Raw genomic sequence first — 12,590 nt, forward strand, 5'->3', positions numbered from 1 at the left:
TATTTAATCAACCTTTTCGACCTTTATCAATTGGCCATGTTTTAATTCATAAATAGTATCTACATAGGTCAGGATGGAGCGGTCATGGGTGACCATGATGGCGCTCTTGTTTTTGGATTTGACTTCTTTCCGGATCAATTGGGCGATTTCTTGCCCTCGATCTGGGTCTAGGCTAGCGGTTGGCTCATCAGCTAAAATGACCTGTGGGTTTCCGATGAAGGCTCGAGCGATGGCTGCCCGTTGTTTTTGTCCACCGGACATCTGATTCGGGTATTGGTGGTAACAAGCTTCGATGCCCAGATCTGCCAGCAAGGCTTTGACTTCCTCTTGGCGTTTCTTCTTGTCCTTTTCCCCCTTCAATTTGGCCACCAGTTCTAACTGGTCACCGATTTTCATATAGGAGAGGAGCTGGTGATCTTGAAAGATGAAGCCGAGCAATTCCAGCCGTTTTTGCGTCCACTGGCCTTGGTTGAGGTTAGTTAAATCTTGGCCAGCGATAGAAATCCGCCCCTCATCCGCTGATAAGAGTAAGCCAGCGATAGCCAAAAGCGTGGATTTGCCTGATCCTGAAGGGCCCAAGATGGCGACAAATTCGTTGGGTTCTACGCTTAAATTCAGCTGGTTGAGGACATGGTGCATCTGGCTGCCATCGGCGTAGGATTTTCTGATATTTTCTAATGCGATAATGGCCATCTTATTCTCCATTTCCACCAATGACTTCGATTGGATCTACTTTTTTGATTTTGACAAGGGACAAGGCACCACACAAAATAGAGGTCAGGATAAAGCTAACCGAGATGGTGAGATTGTCCTTTAGGGTCATAAAGGAAGGGACGCTATTGGGTAAAAATGGCACCATCATGGTTGCCAAGCCAAGTCCCAGCAGCACTCCGATGAGGGAGATAATGGTGAGCTGGGATAGTTGGACATAGGTAATCTGGCTCATGGACATGCCAATAGCCTTCAAGACGCCGAACTGTTTCAACTTCTGCAGGGTGAGGATATAGAAGAAAACCCCAAGGATAGCAGAGGAAGCGAGCAAGAGCACCCACGTGATCATCCGTAGCGTCAGGTTTTGAGCCTTGTAGCCAGGGATTTTATCGATCACCTGCTTCTTATCCGCCACCATTAAGTTGCTGGCTAGATCACTAGAAGGGATGTTTTTCTTGGTCACAAGGGTTTGGGCTTGCCATTGATAGCTTGGATCTGTTTTTTGCCGCATGCCTGTGTAGGTTTCCGAGCTGATAAAGCCAATCTCGCTGTAGCCGTATTTGGCATTTTTCGCGAAGGCCACGACCTTGAGTTTTTGCTTAGAGGTTTTATCGATCACGCGATCGCCGACTTGGATTCCCTCATCCTCTTTGAAAGAACTGTCCAAAATGACCTCGTTTTTCTTTAAGTCGGAGATCTTGAGGTCTGTATCTTCCATGATTGGATTGAGGATTTCTTCTTCATTGTGATCGGTCGCGAAGTAGGTGATATCCAGAGTGTTGGAATCCTCTGATTTTGAGACGGTTGCCCGCTGGATGGACAAACCCGAATAGTCCATCCCCTCTATCTTTTGGACCTCATCTAAATCCTTCACCTTAATAGTTGAAAAGGGGATAATCCCTTCTGAATCCGTCGAAAGGATGTAGTGCAGCGACCCATTGTTATCGATTTGGGCTGATACCGACCGGCCCAGTCCATTTGTCAGACCGGACAAGAATACCACCATAAACATAAGGATGGTAATGAGGAGTTCAATCAGGATAAACTTCTTGGGTTGGTATTTAATTTCATTCCATGCGATTTTCATATTCGTTCTCCTTTTAGCACGGAGGTGCTCGAGCAGGGTTGACGGCACCTAAACATACTCTACCATCATACCACAAGTGGGGGGATAATAGGGGGATGGTGTTTGGGGAGTATGAAGGAATTGGATTTGTTTACTGTGTTCAATTTGATTCTCAATTATTAATTGTTAATGAATACAAAAATAAATCTGCTATAGACAAGAAAAAAAGCCTTGATTTCAAGGCTTCTCCTGTTGATTTAGATGCCCCCTGCATGGATTTGGAAAGAACTTTCATATTGAGAGTAATTAAAAATGTTGAAATTTAATTGAATTTCGGAAGGCGCTTTTAGGTATTTTCAATATCATGATTAAAAAGTAGGGCAAAAAACATACTGAATTGAACTGTTTAGTAGCTTAAATATATCATGGCGCTATCTAAAAAGTTAATTTTATAGAGTTTGTTGGAATAGTTACTGAGTTTTTTGTTTAACATCCAAACTTTATTATTATATCATGAAAATAATTAGAAAAACAGACTTGTATTATTTTGAAATTTGTATATGATGAAGGTGTAAGAACTATAAAATAGCCTGTTAGAAAGGGTAATGAAAGAATTAATCAGGCTATATAAAATTGGTGATTGGTAATTAATGTTGTAAAACAAGAAAGGAAAAGGTTAAAAATGCAAATACATAAAAAAATTTTTATAGTAGCGCTGGTTTTATCCATTTGTATCTCACTTTATTTTCTTATCAATCCGTCTAATATCTTCACCTTTCCGATCCGTGTGCATGAATTTGATGACACATTTAAATATTACATGTTTGTGAAGATTGGAATTGTATTATTATTTATCAAATTCCTACTAGATATATGCTTAGAGTATATCAAGAATTGGTTTAAAAAGTTTTGATATATCTTCACACAAAAGAGTCTGAGACAGCGTTTTGTCCCAGACTCTTTTGTGAGTTGTGAGCTCTGTTTTATAGATTCCACTGCTTGAGGGAGATTTCTCCGCTATTGAGCCAGATTTCTTCTTGCTTGTCTAATTGGACCAAGAGTTGGCCGGTATCAGAGATGTCTTTGGCGAGGCCTTGATAGGTCTGCTGGTTCTGCTCAAAAGTGACAGTTCGTCCTAGGACCAGGGAGCGCTCTTTATAGAGGTAGACCAGTTCATCGACATCTGTTTGGAAGAATTCCTTCCAGATCTCACTGATGAGGTCATTGCGGGTGATGGGACAAGGCCCTTCAAATAAGGAACCAGCCTTACTTTCTAGCTCTTCTGGAAAAGTAGGGATGGCTAAATTGAGACCGACTCCGATAATGACATCTGTGACAAGACCAGTCTCGATGGACGTGATAGCTTCGGTTAAGATTCCCCCAATTTTTTTATGGCGGTAGTAAATATCATTGACCCACTTGATATCGATATCGATCAGGGTCAGGTTTTTAATAGCTTTATAGATGGCTCCAGCGACCATCAAGGTATAAGGAGGGAGCTCCGCAGGTGGCAGTTGAGGCTTGAGATGAAGGGACATGTAGATGCCCCCTTGATCGGGGCAATAGTAGTCACGACCAAAGCGGCCCTTTCCAGCGGATTGCGAATTGGCTAGGTAGAGAGCCCTGCCCTCTTTATGGGCTTCCATGCCTAATTTTGCGTCCAATTGGGTAGAATGACATTCTTCATTCAAAGTAACGGTCAACTGGGTATTGCTTGCGATGACCTCAGGAAGCAGAATATCGCCTGAAACCAGTCTATAGCCCTTCTTTTTTAGGGATTCGATGACGACCCCATCTTTTTCCAGGCGCTGAATAGCCTTCCAGATGGAGGTGCGAGAAACACCTAATTCTTTTGCCAACTGTTCCCCGTTGACGTAATCATCTGCCTGAGAAAGGGTTTGAAAGAGGATTTCGTGTGTTTTCATAAGACCTCCTAGCGACTGCTGTCTCGAATCGTCAGTTTGGTGGCTAATTTGACCATATAGGGAACACTTGGTTGGCTTCCTTGAAAGATTTGCCGCAACATCTGAATGGCTTGCTTGCCCATTTCTTCAGTGTATACGGTCACTGTAGAGAGGGCAGGAAAGACATACTTAGCAATCGAAGTATCATTGAAGGAAATGATACTGACACGATCGGGTACAGCGATTTGGTGCTCCTGAAGGGCCCGAAGGGCCCCAACAGCTATGGCATCACTAGCCATGAAAAATGCAGTTGGTAAGTCGTCGCCCAATGCTTGAATCAGTTGCTCCATCATCTGATAACCCGACTCGGTCGAGAATTGACCAACAGAAACAAAGCGCTCCTCATAAAGTCCTTTTTCCGTGAGAAACTGTTGAAAGGTCCGTTGACGGGGATCCATCTGTAGTGGTGTCGCATCGGCGGTTTCTTCCTGACCAACCAAAAGCCCGATCTCCTTGTGGCCATGATCAAGGAAATACTCGAGAGCCCTGATAACAGAATCTTCTAAATCTGTCGTCACGCAAGAATGCCCCAGATAGAGGGTATTGCTATCGACAAAGATCAGGGGTTTGCCGTAGCTTTCTAGATCTTGAATGGTCTTGGGACTGAATTTCCCAAGAGCAATAATGCCGTCTGCCTCCTGAATCAAAGACCAATCGTCCTTGTTAAAGATACGAAAGATCTCATAGCCTAATTCCTGGGCTTGTTTCTCCAACCCCATCCGAATGGCATAGTAGTAGAGGTCATCTAATTCTTCTTCGCGCGTGTACCATTCAAAAATGACGATTTTATGAAAATCCTCAACTGGTTGAGGCGCTGTTTTGCGGCTCTTCTTTTGGTAATGCAGGTCCTCAGCGATGCGAAGAATCCGACTGCGCGTGTCTTCACCGACCGATAAGGTTGCATCCTGGTTGAGGACGCGAGAGACCGTTGCCTGAGAAACGCCTGCTTTTTCCGCAATGTCTTTAATCGTTGCCATAGTTCATCCTTTATTGATTTCTACTTCCAGTATACTCTAAATACTAGTAAAAATAAATAAAATTTTACTAAATTTTATGTTTGCTGCGATATTGGCTAGGAGTCAGTTGGCTATAGGCCTTAAAAGCCTTTGAAAAATAGAGGGGATCTGAAAAGCCCACTGAGTAAGCCACAATCTTGATGCTTTCGTCTGTATTGGTCAGTAACTGCTGGGCACGCTGCATGCGGACTGAGTGTAAGAATTCCTTGGGAGAGATCTGGTGAAACTCCTTAAAGACAGTTGTCAGATAGGAGCGATGGACATTAAGGTCATCGGCGATTTCTTGAATACTCAAGTGTTCTTTACCGTAATGCGTCTCAATCACATGCTTGCAGGTCAGGTATAGTTGATAGGTGGGAGATGGATGGCTCCGATGGATATCGGGAGCCACTTCACTGATAAGAAATAGCAGTTCATAGATCTGCGAGAGAAGGTGGAGTTGGTAGTGAGAAGTCATTTTCGAAGCCTCTGCCTTGTGGACGAGTCGCTCCATAAACTGGCCGATCTTTTCTGTTTCCACCTCTGTTTTCTTTAAAAAGCCTTTTTCATGCAGGGTTGAAAAACGCATGAAATCACTCACCTTGGTGCCACTGATGCCAATCCAGTAGTAGGACCAAGGTTCTTCGGCATCGGCCTTGTAGTAGGTCACTTTATTTTTGGGGAGAAGAAAGAGATCCCCGGCCTCTAGGTGGATTTCTTTTTTATTGAAGTGGAAGACTCCCTTTCCCTTGGTAACAAAATGCAGGACAAAATTATCTCGGACGCTAGGACCAAATTCATAATTCTTCGGACAATCTTCGTAGCCATAAAAATCAAGGGCTAGGTCAATAGTGTCGGTTTGGTATTCAGAAAAGACTGACATGGTTGAACCTCCTACCTAACATTTTACCATATATGTGCAACAAAATTCTATTTTCGGAAGCGTTTACAGCGAGTAAAATAAAGACATGCTAAAAAAGAAAGTTATTGGAACCGAATTTAAAAATACATAGTGATATTATTTCGGGCCCAATGGAGGAAGATATGGCAATTCGTATTGAACAGAATTTGTTCTATGTAGAAAGTAAGGGACTGAGCCTGATCCTTGAAAATCGAGATGGCTACCTGATGCTTAAGCATCTGGGGCGTCCGATCCCGTCTTATCATTTTTCCAATACCGTACATGAGAAGGATCATGCTTTCTCTGGAAATCCAACACCTGACCATCGAACCTTCAGCTTGGATACCCAGCGTCAGATCCTAGGACAGCACGGGCTTGGAGATTTTCGAAAGCCGTCTATTCAAATCCAGCACGGTGCCACAGAGGTGACGGATTTCCTCTATGTCGGAGCCAATATCTACTCTGGTAGTGTCGAGGCGAATGGTCTTCCCAATCCCCATACAGTAGATAGCGCTGAAACCTTGGCCTTGGTCTTTGAAGATGATCAAGCGGCCCTTCGTTTGACCCTCTATTACACAGCCTACGAAGATCAGGCAACCATCACCAGCTTTTTAAAGATTGAAAACTGGAGTGATGAAACCGTCGTGATCCATAAGGCCCTTAGTGTGTTGGCCGATGTCCCAGCCAGTGACTATGATGTCATCACCCTTCAAGGGGCCTATGCGAGAGAAAAAACAGTCCGCCGCCAGCAAGTAGAGCAAGGAATCTTCTCCATCAGCTCCAACCGTGGTGCTTCAGGACACGCCCAGACTCCTGCCCTCATCCTTGCTGACCATGAAGTGACAGAAGATGCTGGTTCAGCCCTTGCCTTCCAACTGCTCTACAGTGGAAATTTTGAAGGATTTGTTCAAAAGAATCAACTCAATGAAGTTCGGGTTGGATTGGGAATCAATCCAGAAAACTTCGCCTGGGAGTTGGCACCAAATCAGAGCTTTGATACGCCAGTAGCCATGATTAGCTACTCCCATAAGGGATTGACCGGCCTCAGTCAAGAAAGTCAAGCATTTGTCCAAAACCATATCATTCCTAGTCCCTTTGCTCATAAAGAACGTCCAATTCTCATCAACAACTGGGAAGCAACCTACTTTGATTTCAAGAAAGAAAAATTATTGGAGCTGGCAGACGAGGCTCAAAAAGTGGGAATCGAACTCTTTGTTCTTGATGATGGCTGGTTTGGCAATCGCTATGATGACAATCGGGCCCTTGGTGACTGGACTGTCAATGAAGAAAAATTAGGAGGAAGCCTAGCAGAACTGATCCAAGGCATCCATGACAAGGGGCTTCAATTTGGCCTTTGGGTGGAGCCAGAAATGATTTCTGTTGATAGCGACCTCTATCGGGCTCATCCGGACTGGGCTATTCAAGTCCCAGGTTACGAACACACTTATTCACGGAATCAACTTGTGCTTGATTTCTCCAATAAAGAAGTAGTGGCTTATATTAAGCAGGTCTTAGATGACTTACTTGGAAATCATGAGATCGACTATATCAAATGGGACATGAACCGCAATATCACTAAGCTTGGGAATGGGAAAACTTATCTTGAAACCAAGATGCAATCCCATGCTTATATCTTGGGTCTCTATGAAGTGGTTTCATACTTAACAGAGAAGTACGACAACATCCTCTTTGAGTCCTGCTCCGGAGGTGGTGGCCGCAATGACCTCGGTATGATGCGCTACTTCCCTCAGGTATGGGCGAGTGACAATACGGATGCCATTGCCAGACTTCCGATCCAGTATGGTTCTAGCTACCTCTATCCTACCATTTCTATGGGGGCTCACGTATCAGCAGTGCCAAATCATCAGATGGGACGGATGACTCCACTTGAAACGCGTGGTCATGTAGCTATGATGGGAAATCTGGGCTATGAATTGGATCTAACCAGTCTTCCGCAAGAAGAGTTGGATAAGATCGCAGCTCAAGTCGCTCATTACAAAACGATTCGACCACTGGTTCAATTCGGAAAACACTACCGCTTGATCAATCCAAGCCAAGGTAGCAATCAAGCAGCCGTCCAGTTCACTTATCAAGACCGCACGGTTGTAACCTATGTACGGGTCTTATCAACGGTTGAGGAGATCGAGCCGACCCTGAAACTCAAAGGGTTGGAAGAAGATGCGCTCTATCGCTTAGAAGGGACGGATCAAGTCTATTCAGGAGCCGAGCTCATGTATGCTGGCTTAACCGTCATTCTTCCTCAGGGAGATTTCCTCAGCAAACAATATGTTTTTGTCAAAAAATAAAAGGAGACACCAAATGAAATGGTATAAAAAAATCGGACTTCTTGCGACTACAGGCTTAGCCTTGTTTGGGCTTGGCGCTTGCTCCAACGATGGAAAATCTGCGGATGGCACAGTGACCATCGAGTATTTCAACCAGAAAAAAGAAATGACCAAAACCTTGGAAGAAATCGCGCGTGATTTTGAAAAGGAAAATCCAAAGGTCAAGGTCAAAGTTGTCAATGTACCAAACGCTGGTGAGGTGTTGAAGACACGTGTCCTCGCAGGAGATGTGCCAGATGTAGTCAACATTTACCCACAGTCCATCGAATTGCAAGAATGGGCGAAAGCGGGTGTCTTCGAAGATTTAAGCAATAAAGACTATCTCAAACACGTGAAAAACGGCTATGCAGAAAAATATGCCGTAAATGGAAAAGTCTACAACGTTCCTTTTACAGCCAATGCATACGGAATCTATTACAACAAAGATAAATTCGAAGAATTAGGCTTGAAGGTTCCTGAAACTTGGGACGAATTTGAACAGTTAGTAAAAGACATCGTTGCCAAAGGACAAACTCCATTTGGGATTGCAGGAGCAGATGCTTGGACCCTCAATGGTTACAATCAATTGGCCTTTGCGACAGCAGCAGGTGGGGGTAAAGAAGCCAACCAATACCTTCGTTATTCTCAGCCAAATTCCATTAAATTGTCTGATCCGATTATGAAGGATGACATCAAGGTCATGGATATCCTTCGTATTAAAGGATCTAAGCAAAAGAACTGGGAAGGCGCTGGCTATACAGACGTTATCGGAGCCTTCGCGCGTGGAGATGTCCTCATGACACCAAATGGGTCTTGGGCCATCACCGCGATCAATGAACAAAAACCGAAATTTAAGATTGGGACCTTCATGATTCCAGGGAAAGAAAAAGGACAAAGCTTAACCGTTGGTGCGGGAGACTTAGCATGGTCTATCTCAGCTACTACCAAACATCCAAAAGAAGCCAATGCCTTTGTGGAATACATGACCCGTCCAGAAGTCATGCAAAAGTACTATGATGTGGACGGATCTCCAACAGCGATCGAAGGGGTCAAACAAGCAGGAGAGGATTCACCGCTTGCTGGGATGACCAAATATGCCTTTACGGATCGTCACTTGGTGTGGTTGCAACAATACTGGACCAGTGAAGCAGACTTCCATACCTTGACGATGAACTATGTCTTGACAGGTGATAAACAAGGAATGGTCAATGATTTGAATGCCTTCTTTAACCCGATGAAAGCGGATGTGGATTAGGAGTAGAGAGACGATGAAAAAAGTATTACAAAAATATTGGGCATGGGCTTTTGTGGTCATTCCCCTCTTATTACAAGCAATTTTCTTCTATGTGCCAATGTTCCAAGGAGCCTTTTACAGTTTTACCAACTGGACAGGTTTGACCTATAACTACAAGTTTGTTGGCTTGAACAACTTTAAGCTCCTCTTTATGGATCCAAAATTCATGAATGCTATTGGCTTTACTGCGATCATCACGATTGCTATGGTAGTTGGTGAGATTGCCCTTGGGATCTTCATTGCGCGTGTCTTGAACTCTAAAATCAAAGGCCAAACCTTCTTCCGTGCTTGGTTCTTCTTCCCAGCAGTTTTGTCTGGTTTGACAGTGGCGTTGATCTTCAAACAAGTCTTCAACTATGGTCTACCAGCGATTGGGAATGCCCTTCATATTGAGTTTCTACAAACCAGTCTTTTAGGGACTAAGTGGGGAGCAATATTCGCGGCTGTCTTTGTCCTTCTTTGGCAAGGGGTGGCCATGCCTATCATTATCTTCCTAGCAGGTCTGCAGTCTATTCCAACCGAGATTACAGAAGCAGCAAGAATCGATGGAGCGACTAGCAAGCAAGTCTTCTGGAATGTTGAATTGCCTTACTTGCTACCAAGTGTCTCTATGGTCTTTATTCTGGCCCTAAAAGGTGGGCTTACCGCCTTTGACCAAGTCTTTGCCATGACTGGTGGTGGTCCAAACAATGCCACAACCTCACTTGGGCTCTTGGTTTATAATTATGCCTTTAAAAACAACCAATTCGGTTATGCCAATGCCATTGCCGTAATCTTGTTCTTCTTGATTGTAGTGATTTCAATCATCCAATTGAGAGTATCTAAGAAATTTGAAATTTAAGAGGAGAAGCACGATGAAACAAGATGAAAGAAAAGCCTTGATTGGCAAATATATTCTATTGATTCTAGGATCGGTTCTGATTTTAGTGCCGCTCCTTGCCACCCTCTTTAGTTCCTTCAAACCAACCAAAGATATTGTAGATAATTTCTTTGGATTCCCGACGAATTTCACATGGGACAACTTTAGCCGTCTATTGGCTGATGGGATCGGAGGCTATTATTGGAACTCTGTCGTCATCACTGTCTTGTCTTTACTTGCAGTAATGATCTTTATCCCCATGGCAGCCTACTCCATCGCACGTAATATGAGTAAGAGAAAAGCCTTTACCATCATGTACACCCTCTTGATCCTTGGAATTTTCGTACCTTTCCAAGTCATCATGATTCCGATTACAGTTATGATGAGTAAACTCGGTTTGGCTAACACCTTTGGTTTGATCTTGCTCTACTTGACCTATGCGATTCCACAGACCCTCTTTCTCTATGTAGGGTATATCAAAATCTCGATTCCAGAAAGTTTGGATGAAGCAGCAGAGATCGATGGGGCTAATAAATTCACAACCTATTTCCGCATTATCTTCCCAATGATGAAACCGATGCATGCGACAACCATGATCATCAATGCCCTTTGGTTCTGGAATGACTTCATGTTGCCACTCCTTGTCTTGAACCGGGATTCCAAAATGTGGACCCTGCCTTTGTTCCAATACAACTACGCAGGCCAATATTTCAACGACTACGGACCAAGCTTTGCCTCTTACGTGGTCGGCATTATCAGTATCACCATTGTTTATCTCTTCTTCCAACGCCATATCATCGCAGGAATGAGCAACGGCGCAGTGAAATAACAAGATACAAAGGGACGATTCAGCTTGCTGATTTCAATCGTATCCTAGGAAGTAATTCTAAAATAGAAAAACTCATGAAAGCCAGGTCTCTTCAGACTTGGCTTTCAAAAAAGAAAGGGAACCATTATGCCAATTCAAAACAAAACCATGTTAATTACTTACTCAGATAGCTTAGGAAATAACCTTAAGGATCTCTATGAAAATCTGGAGAAATATTTTGGAGATGCAGTAGGTGGAGTACACCTCTTACCATTTTTCCCATCAACTGGTGACCGAGGCTTTGCGCCTGTAGACTATGACCAAGTGGATCCAGCTTTTGGTGATTGGGAAGATGTCAAACGCTTGGGCGACAAGTACTATCTCATGTTTGACTTTATGATCAATCATATTTCCCGCCAGTCTAAGTATTATAAAGACTACCAAGAAAAGCACGACCAAAGTGCCTACAAGGATCTCTTTCTCAACTGGGACAAGTTCTGGCCGGAGAATCGTCCGACTCAAGCAGATGTAGATTTGATTTATAAGCGCAAGGACCGGGCTCCTAAACAAGCCATCACTTTTGCGGATGGGACGACTGAGCATCTCTGGAATACTTTCGGGGAAGAGCAGATTGACCTAGACGTGACCAAGGACGTGACCATGGACTTTATTCGCAAGACCATCGAACACCTGGCGAGCAATGGCTGTGACCTCATTCGTTTGGACGCCTTTGCCTATGCGGTGAAGAAATTGGACACCAATGATTTCTTCGTGGAGCCAGACATTTGGGATTTGTTGGATAAGGTGCGCGATATGGCGGCAGGCTACGGTGCTGAGCTTCTTCCAGAGATTCATGAGCACTATACCATCCAATTTAAGATTGCCGATCACGACTATTATGTCTATGACTTCGCACTTCCAATGGTAACCCTCTATACCCTCTATAGTTCAAAAGTGGAGCGTCTTGCCAAGTGGTTGAAGATGAGTCCGATGAAGCAATTCACGACGCTCGATACCCATGATGGGATTGGGGTGGTCGATGTCAAGGATATCTTGACGGATGAAGAGATTGACTATGCTTCAAATGAACTTTATAAGGTAGGAGCAAATGTTAAACGCAAATATTCAACAGCAGAGTACAACAACTTGGATATCTACCAAATCAATTCGACTTACTATTCAGCGCTTGGAGATGATGATCGTAAGTACTTCCTAGCCCGTTTAATTCAAGCCTTTGCACCAGGTATTCCACAGGTTTATTATGTTGGATTCCTAGCTGGGAAGAATGATTTGGAACTCCTCGAAAACACCAAAGAAGGCCGCAATATCAACCGTCATTACTACAGCAATGAAGAAATCGCTCAAGAAGTGGAGCGACCAGTCGTACAATCCCTTCTCAAGCTCTTTAGTTTCCGGAACAACTCGCAAGCTTTTGACTTAGAAGGAAGCATTGAGGTGGAAACACCAGATGATCATACCATTGTCATCACGCGCCAAAATAAAGACCAAACTTCCACAGCAGTAGCCCGAATCAATCTTGCTGATGGCACTTACCAAGTGACAGAAAATGGTCAAGACATTGTGTTTTAAAAAAATATGAACGAACTAAAGGATAAGTAAAAAATGCTTATCCTTTTTCTGTTTTATACATTGCAACCGTTTACAAAA

Annotated in this window: 11 protein-coding genes; 6 read left to right on the forward strand and 5 right to left on the reverse strand. The window is 43.6% G+C overall.

Features of this window, described 5'->3' with window-relative positions:
* Nucleotides 1–3 precede the first annotated feature (3 nt).
* Together NML76_RS00005 and NML76_RS00010 are read right to left on the reverse strand one after the other, a co-directional pair.
* Nucleotides 4–693, reverse strand: a complete 690-nt coding sequence (locus NML76_RS00005) for an ABC transporter ATP-binding protein (RefSeq protein WP_254732332.1) — start codon at nt 691–693, stop codon at nt 4–6.
* 1 nt (nt 694) lies between these two features.
* Nucleotides 695–1,798 carry an ABC transporter permease gene (locus NML76_RS00010; RefSeq protein WP_254732334.1) on the reverse strand — a complete coding sequence of 368 codons (1,104 nt, stop codon included), beginning with the start codon at nt 1,796–1,798 and terminating at the stop codon, nt 695–697.
* Between the two features lie 38 nt (nt 1,799–1,836).
* On the opposite strand from NML76_RS00010, the gene NML76_RS00015 reads away from it, so the two are divergent.
* Nucleotides 1,837–2,103, forward strand: a complete 267-nt coding sequence (locus NML76_RS00015) for a hypothetical protein (RefSeq protein ID WP_254732336.1) — start codon at nt 1,837–1,839, stop codon at nt 2,101–2,103.
* A gap of 657 nt (nt 2,104–2,760) precedes the next feature.
* On the opposite strand, the gene birA is transcribed toward NML76_RS00015, so the two are convergent.
* The 3 genes from birA to NML76_RS00030 form a co-directional block, all read right to left on the reverse strand.
* Nucleotides 2,761–3,702: a bifunctional biotin--[acetyl-CoA-carboxylase] ligase/biotin operon repressor BirA gene (gene birA, locus NML76_RS00020; protein WP_254732338.1), complete on the reverse strand. Its 942-nt coding sequence runs from the start codon at nt 3,700–3,702 to the stop codon at nt 2,761–2,763.
* Nucleotides 3,703–3,710: 8 nt separating this feature from the next.
* Nucleotides 3,711–4,718, reverse strand: coding sequence for a LacI family DNA-binding transcriptional regulator (locus NML76_RS00025; protein ID WP_254732340.1), 1,008 nt, complete (start codon nt 4,716–4,718; stop codon nt 3,711–3,713).
* 67 nt (nt 4,719–4,785) lie between these two features.
* Nucleotides 4,786–5,619: an AraC family transcriptional regulator gene (locus tag NML76_RS00030; RefSeq protein ID WP_070466181.1), complete on the reverse strand. Its 834-nt coding sequence runs from the start codon at nt 5,617–5,619 to the stop codon at nt 4,786–4,788.
* Nucleotides 5,620–5,780: 161 nt separating this feature from the next.
* Here NML76_RS00030 and NML76_RS00035 point away from each other — a divergent pair, with 161 nt between their 5' ends.
* The 5 genes from NML76_RS00035 (at nt 5,781) to gtfA (ending at nt 12,512) form a co-directional block, all read left to right on the forward strand.
* Complete coding sequence (locus tag NML76_RS00035; RefSeq protein WP_247923385.1) at nt 5,781–7,943, forward strand: alpha-galactosidase; 2,163 nt, start codon at nt 5,781–5,783, stop codon at nt 7,941–7,943.
* A gap of 13 nt (nt 7,944–7,956) precedes the next feature.
* Nucleotides 7,957–9,216: an extracellular solute-binding protein gene (locus NML76_RS00040; RefSeq protein WP_247923384.1), complete on the forward strand. Its 1,260-nt coding sequence runs from the start codon at nt 7,957–7,959 to the stop codon at nt 9,214–9,216.
* A 13-nt stretch (nt 9,217–9,229) separates the two neighbouring features.
* Nucleotides 9,230–10,096 carry a carbohydrate ABC transporter permease gene (locus tag NML76_RS00045; RefSeq protein WP_023022883.1) on the forward strand — a complete coding sequence of 289 codons (867 nt, stop codon included), beginning with the start codon at nt 9,230–9,232 and terminating at the stop codon, nt 10,094–10,096.
* A gap of 13 nt (nt 10,097–10,109) precedes the next feature.
* Nucleotides 10,110–10,943, forward strand: a complete 834-nt coding sequence (locus NML76_RS00050) for a carbohydrate ABC transporter permease (protein WP_021153463.1) — start codon at nt 10,110–10,112, stop codon at nt 10,941–10,943.
* A 126-nt stretch (nt 10,944–11,069) separates the two neighbouring features.
* On the forward strand, nt 11,070–12,512 hold the full coding sequence (gene gtfA / locus NML76_RS00055; protein ID WP_254732342.1) for a sucrose phosphorylase: 1,443 nt from the start codon (nt 11,070–11,072) through the stop codon (nt 12,510–12,512).
* Nucleotides 12,513–12,590 lie beyond the last annotated feature (78 nt).

The sequence above is a fragment of the Streptococcus sp. CF8_Ac1-9 genome, from assembly GCF_024295565.1.
GTDB lineage: Bacteria > Bacillota > Bacilli > Lactobacillales > Streptococcaceae > Streptococcus > Streptococcus parasanguinis_X.

Excerpts from the sequence above, each read along its gene's own strand:
- NML76_RS00010 (WP_254732334.1), bottom strand. The coding sequence starts at position 1,798 with ATGAAAATCGCATGGAATGAAATTAAATACCAACCCAAGAAGTTTATC.
- NML76_RS00005 (WP_254732332.1), bottom strand. The coding sequence starts at position 693 with ATGGCCATTATCGCATTAGAAAATATCAGAAAATCCTACGCCGATGGC.
- NML76_RS00035 (WP_247923385.1), top strand. The coding sequence starts at position 5,781 with ATGGCAATTCGTATTGAACAGAATTTGTTCTATGTAGAAAGTAAGGGA.
- birA (WP_254732338.1), bottom strand. The coding sequence starts at position 3,702 with ATGAAAACACACGAAATCCTCTTTCAAACCCTTTCTCAGGCAGATGAT.
- NML76_RS00050 (WP_021153463.1), top strand. The coding sequence starts at position 10,110 with ATGAAACAAGATGAAAGAAAAGCCTTGATTGGCAAATATATTCTATTG.
- gtfA (WP_254732342.1), top strand. The coding sequence starts at position 11,070 with ATGCCAATTCAAAACAAAACCATGTTAATTACTTACTCAGATAGCTTA.
- NML76_RS00025 (WP_254732340.1), bottom strand. The coding sequence starts at position 4,718 with ATGGCAACGATTAAAGACATTGCGGAAAAAGCAGGCGTTTCTCAGGCA.
- NML76_RS00030 (WP_070466181.1), bottom strand. The coding sequence starts at position 5,619 with ATGTCAGTCTTTTCTGAATACCAAACCGACACTATTGACCTAGCCCTT.
- NML76_RS00040 (WP_247923384.1), top strand. The coding sequence starts at position 7,957 with ATGAAATGGTATAAAAAAATCGGACTTCTTGCGACTACAGGCTTAGCC.
- NML76_RS00045 (WP_023022883.1), top strand. The coding sequence starts at position 9,230 with ATGAAAAAAGTATTACAAAAATATTGGGCATGGGCTTTTGTGGTCATT.